The 18,912-nt window shown below is 60.9% G+C and carries 15 protein-coding genes and 1 tRNA gene; 2 read left to right on the top strand and 14 right to left on the bottom strand.

The features are described 5' to 3' along the window. Positions 1–65: 65 nt before the first annotated feature. Positions 66–995, bottom strand: a complete 930-nt coding sequence (locus C1X29_RS17865) for a LysR family transcriptional regulator (RefSeq protein ID WP_085746606.1) — start codon at positions 993–995, stop codon at positions 66–68. Positions 996–1,164: 169 nt separating this feature from the next. On the opposite strand from C1X29_RS17865, the gene C1X29_RS17860 reads away from it, so the two are divergent. Then, positions 1,165–2,448 (top strand): aspartate aminotransferase family protein, encoded by a 1,284-nt coding sequence (locus C1X29_RS17860; protein ID WP_102718008.1) that lies wholly within the window; start codon positions 1,165–1,167, stop codon positions 2,446–2,448. A gap of 205 nt (positions 2,449–2,653) precedes the next feature. Continuing rightward, positions 2,654–2,812 carry a YqaE/Pmp3 family membrane protein gene (locus tag C1X29_RS17855; protein WP_003228885.1) on the top strand — a complete coding sequence of 53 codons (159 nt, stop codon included), beginning with the start codon at positions 2,654–2,656 and terminating at the stop codon, positions 2,810–2,812. A gap of 3 nt (positions 2,813–2,815) precedes the next feature. Here C1X29_RS17855 and C1X29_RS17850 read toward each other — a convergent pair whose 3' ends face one another. From C1X29_RS17850 to C1X29_RS17790, 13 genes are all read right to left on the bottom strand, one after another. Further along, positions 2,816–4,624 carry a S9 family peptidase gene (locus C1X29_RS17850; RefSeq protein WP_102718007.1) on the bottom strand — a complete coding sequence of 603 codons (1,809 nt, stop codon included), beginning with the start codon at positions 4,622–4,624 and terminating at the stop codon, positions 2,816–2,818. Further along, entirely contained in the window at positions 4,590–5,750 is a 1,161-nt protein-coding gene (gene pqqE, locus C1X29_RS17845; RefSeq protein ID WP_064380312.1) for a pyrroloquinoline quinone biosynthesis protein PqqE, read from the bottom strand. The genes C1X29_RS17850 and pqqE overlap by 35 nt, the downstream gene beginning before the upstream one ends. Further along, positions 5,722–5,997, bottom strand: coding sequence for a pyrroloquinoline quinone biosynthesis peptide chaperone PqqD (gene pqqD, locus C1X29_RS17840; protein ID WP_064380313.1), 276 nt, complete (start codon positions 5,995–5,997; stop codon positions 5,722–5,724). Before pqqD ends, pqqE begins: the two co-directional genes overlap by 29 nt. Next, entirely contained in the window at positions 5,994–6,746 is a 753-nt protein-coding gene (pqqC, locus tag C1X29_RS17835; RefSeq protein WP_011336228.1) for a pyrroloquinoline-quinone synthase PqqC, read from the bottom strand. Before pqqC ends, pqqD begins: the two co-directional genes overlap by 4 nt. Positions 6,747–6,767: 21 nt before the next feature. Continuing rightward, positions 6,768–7,679 carry a pyrroloquinoline quinone biosynthesis protein PqqB gene (pqqB, locus tag C1X29_RS17830; protein ID WP_102685695.1) on the bottom strand — a complete coding sequence of 304 codons (912 nt, stop codon included), beginning with the start codon at positions 7,677–7,679 and terminating at the stop codon, positions 6,768–6,770. Positions 7,680–7,763: 84 nt separating this feature from the next. Then, on the bottom strand, positions 7,764–7,838 hold the full coding sequence (gene pqqA, locus C1X29_RS17825) for a pyrroloquinoline quinone precursor peptide PqqA (RefSeq protein WP_003444522.1): 75 nt from the start codon (positions 7,836–7,838) through the stop codon (positions 7,764–7,766). Positions 7,839–7,997: 159 nt separating this feature from the next. Beyond that, positions 7,998–10,424 carry a pyrroloquinoline quinone biosynthesis protein PqqF gene (gene pqqF, locus C1X29_RS17820; protein ID WP_102718006.1) on the bottom strand — a complete coding sequence of 809 codons (2,427 nt, stop codon included), beginning with the start codon at positions 10,422–10,424 and terminating at the stop codon, positions 7,998–8,000. Between the two features lie 38 nt (positions 10,425–10,462). Further along, the gene (locus tag C1X29_RS17815; RefSeq protein WP_102718005.1) at positions 10,463–11,257 is read right to left on the bottom strand and encodes a carbon-nitrogen hydrolase family protein; all 795 of its coding nucleotides are present in this window, start codon (positions 11,255–11,257) and stop codon (positions 10,463–10,465) included. Between the two features lie 12 nt (positions 11,258–11,269). Beyond that, complete coding sequence (locus C1X29_RS17810) at positions 11,270–12,952, bottom strand: NAD(P)/FAD-dependent oxidoreductase (protein WP_102718004.1); 1,683 nt, start codon at positions 12,950–12,952, stop codon at positions 11,270–11,272. 146 nt (positions 12,953–13,098) lie between these two features. Further along, a complete protein-coding gene (locus C1X29_RS17805; protein WP_064599860.1) occupies positions 13,099–13,560 on the bottom strand; it encodes an Lrp/AsnC family transcriptional regulator in 462 nt (153 codons plus the stop codon). Positions 13,561–13,667: 107 nt separating this feature from the next. Then, the gene (locus C1X29_RS17800) at positions 13,668–14,756 is read right to left on the bottom strand and encodes a pyridoxal phosphate-dependent aminotransferase (RefSeq protein ID WP_085746598.1); all 1,089 of its coding nucleotides are present in this window, start codon (positions 14,754–14,756) and stop codon (positions 13,668–13,670) included. A gap of 214 nt (positions 14,757–14,970) precedes the next feature. After that, a tRNA-Ile gene (locus tag C1X29_RS17795) sits at positions 14,971–15,047 on the bottom strand. A gap of 15 nt (positions 15,048–15,062) precedes the next feature. Continuing rightward, positions 15,063–18,809, bottom strand: a complete 3,747-nt coding sequence (locus C1X29_RS17790; RefSeq protein ID WP_085746597.1) for a bifunctional diguanylate cyclase/phosphodiesterase — start codon at positions 18,807–18,809, stop codon at positions 15,063–15,065. Positions 18,810–18,912: the final 103 nt, after the last annotated feature.

Genomic DNA, 18,912 nt, shown 5'->3' with positions numbered 1-18,912 from the left:
ATGTCAGGGAAACAGTCTGCAAAGCCCCGCTTCGGCGGGGTTTTCTTATGCCCGCAGAAAAGTTTTCAGCTCAACGCGTCCAGCGGCGGTGCCCCTTTCAGCGGTTTGTCCTCACGCTGCATCACTTCTTCCAGCAACGTTCGCAGCAAGGCCAATGGCGCCTGCTGGCGCTGCACATCGCGACACACCAGCCCGACCTTCAACGGCACGCGCGGCTCACTCAACGGTTTCCACAGCAGGTCCTGATCGTCGTACTCCTTTTGCGAACGACCAGGCAGCACCGTCGCCAGACGGGTATGCGGCAGGCTGTCGAGAATCCCCACCATATTGTTCAACTCGGCCTGCACTTGCGGGCGTCGTCCGAGGCTGGCCAGTTGCGCCTGCCAGATCTGGCGGATCTGAAATTCTTCACCCAATAGCAACATCGGCAATTCAGCGGCCTGACTCATGGAGACTTTCTTGAATTCCCGCAGCGGATGATCCGCCGGGATGACCAGTGTCAGTTCATCTTCGTACAACATCACGCCGTGCAGCCCCGGCTGGCGTGGCGGCAGATAGCTGATGCCAATGTCCAGCGAGCCGTTGAGCAGTCGCCGCTCGATCTCAAGCCCCGTCAGTTCATAAATCTGCACCACCAGATGCGGCTGGGCCTTGCGCACTCTCTCCAGCATTTGCGGCACCAGGCTGGTGTGCACGGTTTGCAGCACGCCGATCGCCAATGTGCGCAGTGCCTGACCCTTGAAGTTGCCCAGCGCCTCACGCGCCCGCTGCAGGCCGTCGAGCAGTGGCAAGGCGTGGTTGTACAAGGTGTGGGCGGCGAGGGTCGGCAACAGGCGTTTGCTGCTGCGCTCGAACAGGGTGACGTCGAGGTTCTGCTCCAGCTGGCGAATCTGCTGGGACAGCGCGGGTTGAGAGATCGACAGGCGCTCGGCGGCGCGTCCGACATGACCTTCTTCGTAGACCGCGACGAAATAACGCAGTTGTTTGAAATCCATAAGTAATACTTATCGAAAATGCTGGGAAATCGAAATGGCTCGAAGGCAGGAACAGGCCTAGTCTAACCGCATTCACAAGGCTTACAGGGCCGCAAAGCGCAATGACCAGCGTTTGTTTTGAAAGTGTTTGCATAGGCAGTTCAAAAAACCTCGATCGAGGTTTTTTTCAATGAATCTGTTCGGTTTGCGGCGCCAGACGCCGAGCCTCGATGACCTGGCTTTTGAAACCCAGGAATCGGACGTTTCTGATGGCCTGAATGCCGAACGTCTCATGCCCAGCGTCGAGCGCCCACAACAGGTATTCGTTCGCGGCCAGGGCTCCTGGCTATGGGACAGCAATGATCGCGCCTACCTGGACTTTTCCCAGGCCGGTGGCGCCAACAGCCTCGGCCACAGCCCTTCGGCGCTGGTCAAGGCCATCGCCAATCAAGCCCAGGCTCTGATCAATCCCGGCTTCAATCTGCACAACCGCGGCATGCTCAGCCTCGCCGAGCGCCTGTGTGCCAGTACTTCCAGCGATCAGGCGTATCTGCTCAACAGTGGCAGTGAGGCCTGTGAGGCGGCGATCAAACTGGCGCGCAAATGGGGCCAGCTGCATCGCAGTGGCGCCTCGCGGATCATTGTCGCCAGACAAGGCTGTCACGGGCGTAGTCTGGCGACGATTTCGGCGTCAGACAGTTGCAACCTGCACAACCGCTTCGCACCGTTGCTGCCGGGTTTCGATCTGGTGCCGTTCAACGACCTGCCAGCGCTGCATGCGGCAGTCGATGCACAGACGGTGGCAATCATGCTCGAACCGATCCAGAGCGATGCCGGGGTGATTCCAGCGACCGAGCATTACCTCAAGGGTGTCGAGCGCTTGTGCCGTGAGTTGGGGATTCTGCTGATTCTCGATGAGGTTCAGACCGGCATCGGCCGTTGCGGCACCTTGCTCGCCGAACAATCCTACGGCGTGCGCGCCGATATCGTCGTGCTCGGCAAGGGCCTCGGTGGTGGCGTGCCGCTGGCGGCGCTGCTGGCGCGAGGCAAGGCCTGCTGTTTCGACTCCGGCGAGTTGGGCGGCACTCATCACGGCAACGCGCTGATGACCGCCGCAGGGCTGGTGGTGCTCGACAGCGTGCAAGACCGCGCATTCCTCGAACAAATCCGGGACAACGGCCAGCATCTGCGCGAAGGGCTCGCCCGTCTGGCCCATCGTTATGAACACGGCGAGTTGCGCGGGCAAGGACTGTTCTGGGGACTGACCCTGTCGGAAGACTCCGCCGAGGCCGTCGTCAAAGCCGCGCTGCATGAAGGCTTGCTGCTCAACGCCCCACAGGCCAACTGCCTGCGCTTCACCCCGGCGCTCAACGTCAGCAAGGCCAACATCGACGAAATGCTCCTGCGTCTGGCCCGCGCCTTCTCCCGGGTACGCACCGCGCAACTGCAATGCCGCAAAGGGATTGCCGTCTGAGCTGAAATTTCCCACCCGAATTCAAGAACCGTCTCGCGGTATAACGCACGCCCCACGCCTGATTCTTTTGGCGTGGGGCGTTTTTTTGTGGCCGGATAATGGCAATCAGATGGCGAGATTGCGGTTTGCACTGAACCCTGACGAACGGCACAGGTCGATTAGCTTGTATGGCTCAGGTGAGCCAACCCCAATCAGGAGCTGCCCCATGGACTTTATCCGCATCATCATCGCCATTCTGTTGCCGCCACTGGGTGTGTTTCTGCAGGTCGGGTTCGGCGGCGCGTTCTGGCTGAACATTCTGCTGACGTTGTGCGGTTATATCCCGGGGATCGTGCACGCGGTGTACATCATCGCCAAGCGCTGAGGGTCAGTCCGTCAAACCCATCACCCGCCGGTAAAACCGCCATTCCTGCTCCAGCGCATGGGCTTGGTTGGCGGCCCGGCGGAAGCCGTGACGTTCATCGGCGTAGTAATGCGCTTCGACCTCAATGCCGTTTTGCTCCAGGGCCGCGACCATGTCGCGGGTCTGTTGCGGCACGACCACGGCGTCCAGTTCACCTTGGAAGAAGATTACCGGTACGCGAATGTTGCCTGCGTGCAGCAACGGCGTGCGGGCGGTGTAGCGTTCGGCATCTTTCTCGGGATCGCCGATCAGCCAGTCCAGGTAATCGCCTTCGAACTTGTGTGTCGCGCGGGCGAGGGCTACCGGGTCGCTGACGCCGTACAGACTGGCGCCGGCGCGGAATACCTGATGGAACGCCAATGCACAAAGCGTCGTGTAACCACCGGCGCTGCCGCCACGGATGAATGCACGATCACCGTCGATCATGTCGCGTTCGGCCAGATAGGCCACCACTGCGCAGGCATCCTCGACATCCACTGCGCCCCAACTCAGATGCAGCGCTTGCCGATACTCCCGGCCATAACCGCTGCTACCACGATAATTGAGATCGGCGACGGCAAAGCCGCGTTGCGTCCAGTACTGGATTCGCGGATCCAGCATTGGGTAGCAAGCTGACGTCGGGCCACCGTGGATGAACACCACCAGCGGCGGCTTCACATCACCATTCGTGGCCGGGTAAAAGAAGCCGTGTGCTTCACCCGCACCGCTTGGGTAGCGCAGGGTTTGCGGGCGGCTGATGCGCTCGGCGGGCAGCGGTGCGACACCGCCGGCCAGGACATTCACTTCACGCGATTCGCGATCAATGGCGATCACCGCTGAAGGGCTGACCGGTGAGGCGGCAATGCAGTAAACAAATTGATCATCGACAGCCAGATGACGGAAGCGGCTGTAATCACCGGTGAAGTCTTCGCCGTTGAGCGCCAGACGACCGAAACCGCCTTCGCTCCAGCTCGCCAGAAAGCTTTCGCCGGCGGGCAGCCAGGTGCAGCCGCCAAGTTGCCATGGGGCTGGCGCGTGATCGGCTTCGGCGCTGGCTAACGGTTGCAAGCCGTTTGCCGACTCGACCCACGGTTGCCAATAACCATCACGATCGGTCAGACAGCCCAGTCGGCCATTGGCATCGAAACGCGGTTGCTGGATCGACTCTTCAAGGGCTTCACCCGCCACACAGCGTGGGACGGAAAACCCGTTATCCGAGCGCTCGGCGAGCATCAGTCGTGTGGATGTCCACGGCTGATGCGGACGGCTCCACTCGATCCACGCCAAGCGCTGGCTGTCCGGGCTGATGATCGGCGATGCATAAAAATCCGCGCCTTCAAACAGCCTATGGCGGTCGCCATTCGCCAGATCGATAGCCACCAGCCGATGCCGATCACCGTTCTCTTCAACGGCCAGCACCTGCCCGTTGGCAAAGTGCAGATCACCATATCGGCAATCTCCGGAGGTCAATGCCACGGGCTCGCCGTCCAACGTCTGTCGGTACAACTGCTGGTCCGCCTCGTTGACGAAAACCACCCCGTCAGGCGTCAGGCAAAACGCCCCACCGCCATATTCGTACACCCGGCTGCGCACGCTGAAACCCGTAGGCGTCAGACATTTCGCCACACCATCGCGCCAGTGCCAGATCCGGCACGCGGCGTCTGTCGGGCGATATTCATTCCAGAACAAACCATGGGTGCCAAGTTGCAGCTCGGCAAAATCCACGCCGGCAGCAACCGCGGCGGTGGCGCTGAAAGGCTCAGCCTTTGGCGATGAGGCGCGAGTTTCGTTCATTGCGAAAGGCCAGTTGTTCAATGGTCTGGGTGGCGTGCTCAGCTTCTTCGCGGGCCTTGAGGATCACACCGTGATGTTCGGACTTGCTGCACACCGGATCGGCATTGCTCGCATCGCCGGTGAGCATGAAGGCCTGGCAGCGGCAGCCGCCGAAATCCTGTTCCTTTTCGTCACAGGAGCGGCACGGCTCGGGCATCCAGTCATAGCCGCGGAAGCGGTTGAAGCCGAACGAGTCGTACCAGATGTGCTGCATGCTGTGGTCGCGCACATTGGGAAATTGTACCGGCAGCTGTCGGGCGCCATGACAGGGCAGGGCGGTGCCGTCCGGCGTGACCGTCAGAAACAGACTGCCCCAGCCATTCATGCAGGCTTTCGGGCGCTCTTCGTAATAGTCCGGGGTGACGAAAATCAGCTTGCACGGATGCCCTTCGGCTTCCAGTTTGGCGCGGTATTCGTTGGTGATGCGTTCGGCGCGAACCAGTTGCTCTTTGGTTGGCAACAGGCCGACACGATTGAGCTGTGCCCAGCCGTAGAACTGGCAGGTGGCGAGTTCGACGAAGTCGGCCTCCAGCGCGATGCACAGCTCGATGATGCGGTCGATCTTGTCGATGTTGTGCCGATGGGTGACGAAGTTCAGCACCATCGGATAGCCGTGGGCCTTCACGGCGCGGGCCATTTCCAGTTTCTGCGCGAAGGCTTTTTTCGAGCCGGCCAGCAGGTTGTTCACTTGCTCGTCGCTGGCCTGGAAACTGATCTGGATGTGATCGAGCCCGGCCTTTTTGAAGTCGCTGATCTTCTGTTCGGTCAGGCCGATGCCGGAGGTGATCAGGTTGGTGTAGAAACCCAACTGACGCGCTTCACGGATCAACTCGGCGAGGTCCTGGCGCACCAGCGGTTCGCCGCCGGAGAAGCCCAGTTGCGCCGCGCCCATCTCCCGCGCTTCGCGAAATACCTTGATCCATTGCTCGGTGCTCAGCTCTTTGCCCTGCTCGGCGAAATCCAGCGGATTGGAGCAATACGGGCATTGCAGCGGGCAGCGGTAAGTCAGCTCGGCGAGCAGCCACAGCGGCAGGCCGACCTCAGGCTTGGGCGGCAGATCAGTCAAGGGTGATCCAGTGCTGCGCACGGGCAACCTCCATGAATTGCTCGATGTCGTCACCGAGCTCGGGCACGCCGGGGAACTGTCTGTCGAGTTCGGCAATGATCGCCGCGACATCCCGCTCACCGTCGATCAGGCCGCCGATCAATGCGGCACTTTCATTGAGTTTGATCATGCCTTCCGGGTACAGCAGCACGTGGCCTTTCTGTGCCGGTTCGTACTGGAAACGGTAGCCGGGACGCCAGGTCGGGGTCTTGCTGCGGTCGAAACTCATAAGGCGATTCCTTTATGCCAGACCCGTTGATCGGTGACGCTGTGATACGGCGGGCGGTTCAGTTCGTAGGCCATGCTCATGGCATCGAGCATGCTCCAAAGAATGTCCAGTTTGAACTGGAGAATTTCCAGCATGCGTTCCTGACCTTCGCGGGTCTTGTAGTGCTCCAGCGTGATGGCCAGACCATGCTCGACATCGCGCCGGGCCTGACCGAGACGGGTGCGGAAATATTCGTAGCCGGCCGGGTCGATCCACGGGTAATGCTGCGGCCAGCTGTCGAGCCGCGACTGGTGGATCTGCGGTGCGAACAGTTCGGTCAGCGAGCTGCTGGCGGCTTCCTGCCAACTGGCACGACGGGCGAAGTTGACGTAGGCGTCGACGGCGAAGCGCACGCCGGGCAGCACCAGCTCCTGGGAACGCAATTGATCCGGATCGAGACCGACGGCCTGGCCGAGGCGCAGCCAGGCTTCGATGCCGCCGTCTTCACCGGGCGCGCCGTCGTGGTCGAGCAGGCGCTGAATCCACTCGCGGCGGATCTCGCGATCCGGGCAGTTGGCGAGGATCGCTGCGTCTTTCAGGGGGATATTCACCTGATAGTAGAAGCGGTTGGCGACCCAGCCCTGGATCTGCTCGCGGGTGGCCCGGCCTTCATACATCGCCACGTGATACGGGTGATGAATGTGGTAATAGGCGCCCTTGGCGCGCAGGGCCGCTTCGAATTCGGCGGGGGACAGCGGGGTGTCGGTCATTGCGGTTCTCCGGGCCATTCGTTACAGGACGATGCTCATGCCGTCATACGCCACTTCAACATTGCGCCGAACCAGTTCCGCGCGTTCCGGCGAGTCTTCGTCGAGAATCGGGTTGGTGTTGTTGATGTGGATAAGCACCTTGCGTTGCTCGGGAAGCTGTTCCAGCACTTCGAGCATGCCGCCGGGGCCGTTCTGGGCCAGGTGGCCCATCTCGCGGCCGGTGCGGGTGCCGACGCCACGGCGCTGCATTTCATCGTCGTCCCACATCGTCCCGTCTACCAGCACGCAGTCGCTGCCGGACATGATTTCCAGCAGCGGCGCGTCGACCTTGCCCAGGCCTGGGGCATAGAACAGCTTGCCGCCGGTGCTGAGGTCTTCGACGATCAGGCCGATGTTGTCGCCTGGGTGCGGGTCGAAGCGGTGCGGCGAGTAGGGCGGTGCCGCGCTGCGCAACGGCAGCGGGGTGAAGCGCAGGTTCGGGCAGGCGGCGACGGTGAAGCTCTGGTCAAGTTCGATGCGGTTCCAGTCCAGCCCGCCGTTCCAGTGCTTGAGCATGGTGAACAGCGGGAAACCGGTGCTCAGGTCTTCGTGGACCATGTCCGTGCACCAGACCTGATGCGGGCAGCCTTCGCGCAGGCTGAGCAGGCCGGTGGTGTGGTCGATCTGGCTGTCCATCAGGATGATCGCGCTGATGCCGGTGTCACGCAGGGCACGGCCCGGCTGCATCGGGGCGAAGCTCTGAAGCTGCGCGCGGATGTCCGGCGAGGCGTTGCACAGCACCCAGTTCACGCCGTCATCGGAAATCGCGATGGACGATTGGGTACGGGCCTGGGCATTCAGGCTGCCGTCGCGAAAACCGGCGCAATTGACGCAGTTGCAGTTCCACTGCGGAAAACCGCCACCGGCGGCCGAACCCAGAATCTGGACGAACATGAACGCTCCATCATTTCAACGCTGAAAATAAAACGCCCCGGCGAGCCGAGGCGTTGCACTGCAGTGTTCTGCTTGAGGCAGGACTCAGCGGCTGGCGAAGTACATGGTGACTTCGAAGCCGATGCGCAGGTCGGTGTAAGCAGGTTTGGTCCAAGCCATCGGGTGACTCCTTTTTCAGGTGGGTGGGATAGCGCTATCCATAGGTATAGTCCACGGCAGCGCAGGGATGTTCCAAATAGTTAGGTGGCTATGTTACTCAAAATTTCAGGGGGTTGGCCCGTGAATCTTTGAGAAAGCTCCTTGCAGCCCCGGTAATGATCATTTTGCCGCTTGCCATGGCGCGTCCGGCGAAGCGGCGTTGGAGAGGCCGTGCCAGCCGCCCTCGGCGCGGATCAGACGTTGTGCGGCGGCCAGCAATGCCGGGCGATCCAGTTGGGCGATAGCGCTGCGCAGATGGGCCAGATAATCCGACGAGTGGCCGGCGAGGCGGGCCTGCCACAGGAGTTCGGCCGCATCTTTGCCGGACAGGACGCTGTCATCGAACTGATCGACAAGCGTCTGGCGTTGCCGGGCGAGGCTCGCGTCATCGAGTCGTTCGACAAGGGCTGGCAGGCTATCGAGAAACTGCTGAATGTGACCGAGCAATTGCGCGGCGGTGGCCGTGGGCGATTGCACACCGAACAGCAATCCGGTCTGGCCGTGGAGCTGACGCAGCCCGCTGAACACCGCATAACCCAGTTGCAGTTCGACGCGCAGGCGTTGGTAGAACGGTGTCTGGCACAGATGCGCGAGCAGGCGCCACGCGGCTTCGTCGGCGATTTCGTGGCTGGCGGTCGGGCAGAACAGCAGCAAGGCGTGTTCGCTGGACGCGCTGTCGATCTGACTCCACCGGTATCCGGCGTTGATTGCCGACGGTGCGGGAATTTGATTGTCCGGGATGCCGGGGATGCGACTCAGGGCCAGGCCCATGGCTGACTGGGTTTGTTGGTTTAGCCTCAAAGCCAGGCCGTCCCAGCGGGAAGTTGTCCACAGGTGGGCGGCGTCATCGGATTTGCCTACCGCTGGCAGGCATTTTTCCGGCAGTACTTTGAGCAGTTGGCGGATCGGTATCAGCGCAGGTTGCGGCTCGCCTTTTGCGGCATCGGCGCCCACTTGTGTCAGAGATTTCAGTGCGTGCTCCAGGACAACGGGCAGCGTGTCCTGCAGGCCAGTGAGTTTCAGCAGCCACTGATCAGCTGAGGCGCTGAAGGACAACTCGACCCCGGCCTGACGCGCGTCGTCAGAAATCTCCCGCAGACTGCGTTGCAGTTTCGCTTGCAGCTCGGCCGTGGCCGCTGCTTCCGTCTGCCAGCGAACATACACCGCACCTTCGTCACCGTTATCCGACAGCGCCTGGCTGAATTGCATCGGCGAACGTTCGCGTCGGCTGCGCGAGCGATCCTGAGCGAACGTGCGCAGCCCACGGTGGGCGCTGGTTTGGCCGCGGATCAGGCCGGCGTTGGCCAGCGGTTCGGCTGCGCGCAGGAACGGATTGGCAGCGGGCAGATGCCAGTGACTGCTGAAGTTATCCACAGTGCCGATTTTGCCGAGAATCACGTTGAGCGCTGCAACGGCCGATTCGCAGAGGCCGCTTTCGAGTTGTTCGCTGTCGAGTCGCGCCAGTTGCAACGCACCGCTGACCTGCTGCTGACGTTGAAGCTGTGCCGAATATTCCTCGCGTAGTGTCGGCCAGTCCTGCTGCGCTGCGAAGAAGCTCAACCAGTCGAGAAACTGTGCGCGGATGGCGTCGAGTGACCCGGATGCCCCAGTGAACTGAAGATGTAGAAAAGCCTGCCCAGCAAATTGATAAGGCACACAGGCCTGTAAGTCTTCCGCGAATCCCTGCTGCTGCAATTGAGCGAGCAGCCCACCGGGTTTGGCGCTGTTCAACCAGTGACATAAAAACGCCAGTGCCTCGGCCGACGACTCCGGCAAATCCTCTAACGCAAACAGCAGATTGCCGTGCCGCTCGCCGACCTGTTGATAACTTTTCTGTGGAGTGTCCATCAAGCGAACGGGGGCTGCCTGTGAAGTTTTATCCCCAGCTGTCAGCGCGGCGGCAAACTGTTCTGCCAGCGTTCTCAGGTCTTCAACACTTTGCGGCCCGACCAGACTCAGAGTCATCTGCCCGGTGCGGTAAAACTGCTGATGGAAGTCTTTCAACGCCTGCTGAAAATCCGCTTGTTCAACCGGCAGGCTGTCGCGGTTTCCGGCATGAAAGCCGCGCAGAGGATGTGCTGCCGACAATCCCTCAAACAGCGCCTCTTTCTGCTGAGCCGCAGCATCCTGCGACCACGCAACAAACTCCGCCTGCAGCACTTCCCGTTCCCGCAACTGATCGTCCGGATTCATACGCGGATGAGCGAGCATGTCCGACAGACGCTCCAGTCCACCTCTGAAGGACGTTGGCGGCAACTCAAAGAAGAAATCGGTGGTGCGCTCGCGGGTGCTGGCATTCACCTGACCGCCGTGACCTTGCACGTAGGCCATCAGCCCTTGCTGTGCAGGAAAACGCTCGGTGCCGAGAAACAGCAAATGCTCAAGAAAATGCGCCAGCCCCGGCCACGCCAACGGCACGTCATGACTGGCGGCAGCCACCCGCAACGCGGCGGCGCTGCGCTTCAGACCGGGCGTGTGGCGCAGGGTCACGCGCAAGCCGTTGGCCAGGGTTTCGGTGTGGGGGCGGGGGTGAGTCGACGCAGGCATGGGCACTTCCAGAACAGTGAAGTGCCAATGCTAGCGGATTAGCGCTTGTTGAGCGCGTCGTAAAGTTCGGGGCGGCGGTCGTTGAAGTAGCGGTTGGCGTTGCGCGAGTCGACCATCAACTGACGATCCAGCTCACCGACGATCAAGGCTTCGTCCAGTCCGGCCTGGGCGATGCGGCTGCCATCCGGCGCGGCAATGCTGCTTTGCCCGCAGTAATGAATGTCGCCTTCGTGGCCGCAGTAGTTGGCGTAAGCCACGTAGCACTGGTTTTCGAAGGCGCGGGAGCGCACGGAAACATCGGCAATGAAATCAAAAGGAATCATGTTCGCCGTCGGCACCAGAATCAGCTCAGCACCTTCAAGAGCCAGGCGCCGGGCGTTCTCCGGAAACTCCAGGTCGTAGCAGATCAGGAAACCCAGCTTCCAGCCGTTGAGCTCGACGATGGGGAACTCACCATCGCCGGGACTGAACATCGAACGATCCAGATCGCCGAAAAGATGCGTCTTGCGGTAATTGCACAGGCGCTCGCCGCTCGAATCGATCAACTGCACAGCGTTGTAGATCTGTCCTTCGGCGGTGCGCTCCGGGTAGCCATAAAGAATCGCCAGGCCCGCAGCCTTGGCGATCCGTCCGACTTGCTGGGCCCACTCACCGTTGTAGACCTCGGCCAATGTCGCGACCGCCTCCTTGCCGATGTTGTAGCCGGTCAGGAACATCTCCGGCACCACCAGCAGGTCGGCGCCTTTGGCTTCCATCGCCAGTTGATGCAGGCGCTGAAGGTTAGCGGCGGGTTCCAGTGGCAGCGGTGGACATTGGTAAAGGGCTACACGCATCAGGGATTCCTCTTATTCGGGCAGGGCGATCGGGCCGATGTCGTTGAACACATCACCCGGGCCAGGGTTCTCTTTATGTGTGGACCCGCCGAAGTGCTTCATGATTCCCCACACCGCGTTAAGCGACGTCTGCACCGCGCCTTCCACCCAGGCCGGCGTCCACGATACGTCGTCGCCGGCGATGAAAATGCCGCGCTGCTCCGGCGGCATGTCGTCCTGCATGAAGTGCGCGTACATGCGCTGGTTGTAGCGATAGTGGCCGGGCAGGGCGCCCTTGAACGCACCGAGGAAGTGCGGGTCGGCTTCCCACGACACGGTGATCGGATCGCCGATGATCCGCGCGGCGATGTCGACTTTCGGGTAGATCTTCTTCAACGCATCCAGCGCCAGTTTCACGCGTTTTTCCACCGGGTGCGGGAGCATCTTCAGCGCATCGCTCATCCACGAGTACGACAGGCAGATCACACCGGGTTTGTCGTCGCCGTTGTCGAACAGGTAAGTACCACGTGTCAGGCGATCGGTGAGGGTCATGCTCATCAGGTCGCGGCCGGTTTCCGGGTCCTTGTCCTTCCAGAACGGGCGGTCGACCATCACGAAGGTCTTCGACGATTGCATGTAGCGCGTGCGGTCCAGGGCCATCCACATCTTTTGCGAAAACAGGCTTTCGTCGCATTCGATCTGGGTGGTCAGCAGCCAGCTCTGGCAGGTGGTCAGTACGGCGGCGTATTCGCGGGTGTCGCCATTGTTGTCGGTGACCGCGAAACGTCCGTCAGGCGCGTGGGCGATTTTCTTTACCCCGGAGCGCGGTGCACCGTGGTGCAGCGATTTCAGGCTGGTGCCTGCCGGCCAGTGTACGCAGCGCTCCGGCGCATGACGCCAGATGCCTTGCGGTACTTGTTCCACACCGCCGACCACCAGGTGCTGGTGATCATCGCAGTTGGTCATCACCACACGGAAGATTTCCAGCATCGAGTTGGGGAAGTCCGAGTCCCAGCCGCCGGTACCGAAACCGACCTGGCCGAACACTTCACGGTGATGGAACGACAGTTTGGCGAAGGCTTTCGACGTGGCGACGAAGTCGTAGAAGGTGCGGTCGTCCCACAGCGGAACCAGAGTGTTCCACAGATCCTTGAGGCGTGGCACGTCACGGTCGCGAATCGCTTGCTGGATATCGGAGAACTGCGAACCGGCCTCCAGAGCGTCGGCCCAGGCGTCAGCCACTTCCTGGAACAGTGCAGGAAGATCCTTCAGGCTCTGTGCGTAATGGGTTTTGCCTTCCAGGTCGATCACGGTGCTGCCGGAGGCCGGCGTCAGCGGGTTGGGGAAGGGCTTGGTTTCGAGGCCGAGCTTGTCGACGTAGTGATAGAACGCGGTGGACGACACCGGGAAGCGCATGCCGCCGAGCTCGGCGACGATGCCGTCAGTGCCGTTGAACGCTTGGGAGCGCAGGCGACCGCCAAGCTTCGAGGCCTCATAAACCACCGGCTTCAGGCCGAGCTTCATCAACTCGTAAGCGGCCACAAGACCTGCGATGCCGGCACCGACAATCGCCACTTCGGCGCCGTGGTTGTGCTCGGGAATGCTACCCAGGCCGGCCGGGTGTTCGATCCAGTCGTCGAAGGCGAATGGAAAGTCCGGACCGAAAATGGTGATCGGTTTCTTACCGTCTGCAGGATGGCGATTGTTCTTGTTCATGGCTGACCTTGCTGGCGACCCGACGCTGGATGCGCGTCTGAGTATAGGAAAAGATGCCAGCCATTCTAGGGAGCGTAGAACACGTTAATAAGACGCAATATGTCGTCGTTTTGAGTGTTAGCGCTGCAATATGACGAGTCCGGAGGTCAAACTGGATGCCCGCGATCGATCTTGCTGCTGAGGATGATCGAGGTTGTGGTCTTCTCTACACCGTCTACGCTGCCGATCTGATCCAGAAGCTGATCGAGCTGCTCCGGCGAATCGGTCCGCAGCCACGCCACATAATCGAATTCACCACTAACAGCGCACAATTGCTGCACCTGAGCCATCGCGCTCAACCGGCGCAACACCTCTTTGCCGGAGCGTGGCTGCACCTTGATCCCGACGTAAGCCTGCAATCCGCCATCCACCACACGCTGGCCCAGACGCACGCCATAGCCGGTGATGACCTTGGCCTTTTCCAGCCGCGCGAGTCGCGAAGTCACGGTCGTGCGGGCGATCCCCAATTGCCGGGCCAGCATCGCCACGCTCTCGCGGGCGTTGATTTGCAGGGCCGCGATCAACTGTCGGTCAATTTCATCAAGCACGGGTGGGCGGATGTCGGACAAGGGGCGTCTCCATGGGCGCGGATCTTTGGTTGCGCATGTTACAGGCTCGGCCGGCGGTAAGCTTGTGGGCGATACTCGCGCGGTTTTCCATAGGGATTGTCTTGATATCAGACGCTGGCAAATGCCTCACGAAACCGTCGCATGTCGTCTTCCGTACCAACGCTGACCCGAATCCACGTCGGCCACTCTTTCCATACCCGGCCCACCTTGACCCGGCGATCGGCCAACGCCTGCACCACCTCCCTGGCAGAACGTTTCACGTCGACCATGAAGCAGTTGGCCTGCGACACCGTGCAGCGAAAACCGCGAGCGGTCAGCCAGGTGATTGTCTCGTCACGCAGCCTCGTGTTGGTGTGCTTGCGCTGTGGCAGCAACTGCGTGTCCTCGAGACTGGCTATGCCGCCCAACAGCGAAGGGGCCGCCGGCACGTTGTAATTGCCGAACACCTCCAGTTGCTCCAGCAGGGCGGGGTTGGCTATCGCGATACCCAGACGGGCGCCTGCCATGCCATAGATTTTCGAGAAAGTTCGCAGCACCATCAGTTCGGGATGATCCTTGACCAGCGGAATGCAGGTCGGCGCATTCGAGAAGTCGATATAGGCCTCGTCCACCAACAGAATCGTTCCTTTTGGCTTGTTCGCCAGCGCGAGCAGGATATCTGCGTGTGGCGTCACAGTACCGGTCGGATTATTCGGATTGCAGACGTAGATCAGTCCCGCCTGCGGATCGGCCGCCAGCATGTGTGGAAGATCATGGGCATGATCAGGATTCAGTGCTATCTCGTGGACCGCGACCTGTCTGCCGCGAGCCGCCTCGACAGGGTCTTCATAAGAGGGCGACGCAACGACCAGGCTACCCTGTCGAGTGAAGGCGTGAACCGCATGCTGCAAGGCCAGTTTGGAGCCGCAGAAAGTCTGAACATATTCCTCCGGTATGCCTTGTTGGCGGGCAAACAGAGCGTTGAGTCGGTACTGGATCTTGTAGGGATAACGCCCGCACAGTGCAATGCCTTCCTGCATCGCCTGTCGGGCGGCGAGCGCCGGTCCCCAGGGGCTCTCGTTGAAATTGATCAGTACCTCATCGCCGGGTACTGGTGCCGGTGCATCCTGACGTTGCGCCTGCCCCCAGGATGACTGCGCGAGCAGGGGAAGTGCTGCGGCGATTCCCATCAGCGAACGGCGAGTGACATCAACCATAAAAATTCCTTTTTCGAATCATCAGATGAGCCTCGGCTTTGGGTGCCAGGACATATGGTGTAACGAAATGGTTAGTTGTCGATTTAGACGGGCATGAGGCAAGCCCTGTTTACGCTTTCAGAAGTCGCACGCTTTGAAGGGAGATGGGACGACGGCCTCGTGGCGGGAAAGACAGAAACGAAAAAGCCGCACATAAGCGCGGCTTTTTCATGTTTGGTGGGCCCACACGGACTTGAACCGTGGACCAAAGGATTATGAGTCCTCTGCTCTAACCAACTGAGCTATAGGCCCTCAGTAGGCCGCGGATTATAGCGACGGTTTCTCGGCTGTGCTATCCGAAAAATCTGATACGGCTATGCGAAGAAACGTCGCGGCAAACTCTTCTGGTGGCAGCGGCAGGCTGACGATGTAGCCCTGGATCTGTTCACAGCCTTCGGCGGCGAGGAATTGTTGCTGGGCCTGGGTTTCCACGCCTTCGGCGATCACGGTAAATTGCATGCTGCGGCCCAGGGCGATGATGGCGCGGACTATCGCCGCGTCGTGCGGGTCGTCGGGCAGTCCGCGAACGAAAGACTGGTCGATCTTGAGGATGTCCAGAGGCAGGCGCTTGAGGTAACTCAGCGAGGAATAACCGGTGCCGAAGTCGTCGATGGCCAGTTGCACGCCCAGGTGTTTGAGCTGATGCAGCACCGCCAGCGCTTCTTCAGCCTGGCTCATGATGAAGTTTTCGGTAATTTCCAGTTGCAGTAATTCCGGCCGCAGGCGGTTGTCTTTGAGCAGTTGCTCGATGCGTCCCAGCAGGTTCGGTTGGCGCAGTTGCGCGCCGGCGAGGTTCACCGAGAGAGGGCCGAGGGATTCGTAGATCTGGCCCCACTCGAACATCTGCCGGCAGGCGGTTTCCAGCACCCAGTCGCCGATTTGCAGAATCATCCCGTTCTCTTCCGCCAGCGGGATGAAGTGCTCCGGCGGCACATCGCCGAAGTTCGGGTGGCGCCAGCGGATCAAGGCTTCGGCGCCGACCAGGCTGTGATCGTCGAGGCTGATTTTCGGTTGGTAATAGAGGTACAACTCTTCGCGCTCAATGGCCCGGCGAAGTTCGTGTTCCAGTGCTACGCGTTCGCTGGCCTGGGCGGTGAGATCGCGGGTGTAGCTTTCGACCCGGTTGCGGCCCTTGGCCTTGGAGCGGTACATCGCCGCGTCTGCGTTCTTGATCAGGGTCGCGACATCGCAGCCGTCGCGCGGGTAAAGGCTGGTGCCGATGCTGGCGCTGATGAAGAACTCATGCTCGCCAGCCTGGAACGGTGCGCCAAAGCAGTTCAGCAGTTTGGTGGCGATGTTGTCTGCATCGCCGGGCTGCTGCAGGCCAGGCAGCAGAATGATGAATTCGTCGCCACCCAGCCGCGCGACGGTGTCGATATCGCGCAGTTGCTCCTTGAGGCGCACGGCGATGCCCTTGAGCAGCAAATCGCCGACCGGGTGACCGAGGCTGTCGTTGATGTGCTTGAAACGGTCGAGGTCGAGGAACAGCACTGCGCCCTGACCGCCGTTTTCCTGCTGACTGTTGAGTGCCATCAGCAGGCGACTTTCGAACAGCGTGCGGTTTGGCAGGCCGGTGAGCGGGTCGTGATGCGCCTGATAGTCGAGCTTGGCCTGGGCGTGCTTGAGGCTGGAGATATCGGCGAACACCGCTACGAAGTGAGTGATGAACTTGTCGCGGTTGCGCACGGCGCTGATGGTCAGCCAGCTCGGGTACAGCTCGCCATTTTTGCGCCGGTTGGAGATTTCGCCCTGCCAATGGCCTTCGTCAGTCAATTGATGCCACATCGCCGCGTAAAACGCGCTGTCGTGCAGGCCGGACGCCAGCAGGCGCGGAGTGTGCCCCAGTGCTTCGCTTTCGCTGTAACCGGTGATTTCGGTGAACGCCCGGTTCACGGCGCTGATGTGTTGCTGGGTGTCGGTGATCAGCACGCCTTCGGCAGTACTCTCGAACACGGTCGCAGCCTGTTGCAGTTTTTCCTGCATCAGGTGGCGTTCGGTGATGTCCCGGGCGATGGTCAGCATGCAATCTTCGTCGCCGATCGGCAGCGGACGGCTGGACACTTCGCAGAGGCGGATCTGCCCGTCGCTGCGGCGGATGTGGCAGCTGAAGTCACGAACGAACCCGTCGCGGTGCAGCAGGTCGAGCATTTGCTTGCGTTCGTTGAGGTTGACCCAGATTCCCAGGTCCAGCGCCGAGCGATCCACCGACATCGCGCTGTTGAAACCGGTGATACGACTGAAACCTTCGTTGACCTCCAGCAGCAGGCCATCGCTCTGGCGCGACAGAAGCAGACCGTCCGGCGAGGCGTGGAAGGCCTTGGCGAACTTCTCTTCGGAGGTTTGCAGTTGCTGTTGGGTTTCCTTGAGCTGGGTAATGTCGCGCACCACCACGACCAGCGCCGGTGTGGTGTCGAGCTCGAAGGGCTCGGCGGAAATCAGCCCGGTAAACACCTGGCCATTGTTGCGACGAAAGGGCATCTCCAGGTTGCGAATGCTGCCTGCTTGCAGGCGCTGAAGCAGGCCCGGGCCAACCCCTGGAATGCCCCAGATGTTGAGTTCGGTGGCGGTCTGGCCAATCACTTCTTCGGCCTTGAGCCCGATCTGTTCTTCAAAAGCTTCGTTGACCTCCAGCAAGCAGCCGTCGGATAGCCGGGCGATCACCAGAATGTCCGGGCATTGCTGGAATACCGAAGCGAATTTCTGTTCCGACAGGCGCAACGCCTCTTCGGTGCGTTTGGTTTCGCTGATGTCGATCATCAGGCCGCGCATCACCGGTTCGTGGCCGTGTTCGATCAGGCTGACGATGTCGCGTACCCACAAGCAACGGCCGTCTGCGGTGATGACGCGGTAATCGAGACTGTGATCGCGCCCGGCCAGCACTTCGTGATCGCAGAAGCTTTGGGCACGAGTCAGATCGGCAGGGTGAATGATGTTGCGCCAAAAGCCTGGAATCAGCCAATGGGACAGCGGATAGCCGAGCAGATCCTCGGCGTGGGGCGAAACATAGCTGTAGGTGAAATCGCTGATCCGCGCTTCCCAGGCGATGGCTGAGAGACTCTCCACCAGCCCGCGATAGTGGTATTCGCTGCTGCGCAGTTCCTGTTCAAGGTCGATGCGTCGGGCGATTTCCGAGCTCAGGCGCCGGTTGATGCGGATCACCACTGCCAGGACGATGACCAGAAGCGATAGCCCCGGTAAACCGTAAACCAGCAGATCCGACCAGAATGTCCGGTGATCGAGGACGTTGCCGACCCAGTGCTCCTGAATGCTGCTGATTTCCTCCGGGGACATGTCGGCCAGCACCTTGTCGAGAATCCCCACCAGCATTTTGTTGTCCCGGGGGACGCCCATCGCCAGCTGGTAGCGATAAGGGGTTTCGCCGCTGACATACAAACCATCCAGTTTGAGCTGGCGCAGGCTCCAGACACTGGAGGCCAGATCGCCGACCACCGCGTCGACTTCATCGGTAGCCAGGGCCTGCAATGCGGAGCTGACGTTGGGCATCGCCACCAGGTTCAGGTCGGGGTGATGTGTGCGCAACAGTTCGTGGGGTGCGTAGTTTTCGACTACGGCGATCTTCAGGCCGTAAAGATCCTCGAGCTTGCGCGGCTGCGGGCCGCCGACGTGGGCGAGGATGACGATCGGAAAGTCGAGATAAGGGCGGGTGAATGACAGGTAACTCTGGCGTTCCGGGGTGGACATGATGCCCGGCAGCAGGTCGATCGTGCCGTTTTTCGCCTGTTCGAGCACCACGGTCCAGCTCACCGGCTCGATGGGGGTGAGTTTGATCGCCAGGCGCTGGCGAATCACATCGATATAGTCCGCTGCCAGACCCTGATAGCGGTTCTGGTCGTCGCGGAACTCGAAGGGCGGCCACGACGCATCCACACCCAGGCGCAAGTCCGGGTGAGCCGCCAGCCAGCGACGTTCTTCATCGGTCAGAGTCAGCGCGTCAGCCGTTGCGGTCCAGATCATCAGTGACAGCAAAAAAAGCACGGACGCCAGTCTGGGCATAACGGTCTCGTTATGGCTCGGGGGAATGTTTCGAGTGTAGACGGGCTGTGCGCGGGGGGAGGGCGGTGCGAGGTATTTAATCTGCCCTAAAAACAAAACCCCC

This window comes from Pseudomonas sp. GW456-12-10-14-LB2 (genome assembly GCF_002884345.1).
GTDB classification, from domain to species: Bacteria; Pseudomonadota; Gammaproteobacteria; order Pseudomonadales; family Pseudomonadaceae; genus Aquipseudomonas; species Aquipseudomonas paraglycinae.
Note: the sequence above shows the minus strand (reverse complement) of the source record. Positions and strands in the feature narration are given on the sequence as shown.

What these genes read in the sequence shown, in the direction of transcription:
- C1X29_RS17855 (WP_003228885.1), top strand. Translation starts at nt 2,654, where the DNA reads ATGGACTTTATCCGCATCATCATCGCCATTCTGTTGCCGCCACTGGGT.
- C1X29_RS17815 (WP_102718005.1), bottom strand. Translation starts at nt 11,257, where the DNA reads ATGCGTGTAGCCCTTTACCAATGTCCACCGCTGCCACTGGAACCCGCC.
- C1X29_RS17865 (WP_085746606.1), bottom strand. Translation starts at nt 995, where the DNA reads ATGGATTTCAAACAACTGCGTTATTTCGTCGCGGTCTACGAAGAAGGT.
- C1X29_RS17810 (WP_102718004.1), bottom strand. Translation starts at nt 12,952, where the DNA reads ATGAACAAGAACAATCGCCATCCTGCAGACGGTAAGAAACCGATCACC.
- C1X29_RS17860 (WP_102718008.1), top strand. Translation starts at nt 1,165, where the DNA reads ATGAATCTGTTCGGTTTGCGGCGCCAGACGCCGAGCCTCGATGACCTG.
- pqqB (WP_102685695.1), bottom strand. Translation starts at nt 7,679, where the DNA reads ATGTTCGTCCAGATTCTGGGTTCGGCCGCCGGTGGCGGTTTTCCGCAG.
- pqqD (WP_064380313.1), bottom strand. Translation starts at nt 5,997, where the DNA reads ATGAGTTTCGACCGCAGCAAGACCCCGACCTGGCGTCCCGGCTACCGT.
- C1X29_RS17800 (WP_085746598.1), bottom strand. Translation starts at nt 14,756, where the DNA reads ATGGTTGATGTCACTCGCCGTTCGCTGATGGGAATCGCCGCAGCACTT.
- C1X29_RS17850 (WP_102718007.1), bottom strand. Translation starts at nt 4,624, where the DNA reads ATGAACGAAACTCGCGCCTCATCGCCAAAGGCTGAGCCTTTCAGCGCC.
- C1X29_RS17790 (WP_085746597.1), bottom strand. Translation starts at nt 18,809, where the DNA reads ATGCCCAGACTGGCGTCCGTGCTTTTTTTGCTGTCACTGATGATCTGG.
- pqqC (WP_011336228.1), bottom strand. Translation starts at nt 6,746, where the DNA reads ATGACCGACACCCCGCTGTCCCCCGCCGAATTCGAAGCGGCCCTGCGC.
- pqqF (WP_102718006.1), bottom strand. Translation starts at nt 10,424, where the DNA reads ATGCCTGCGTCGACTCACCCCCGCCCCCACACCGAAACCCTGGCCAAC.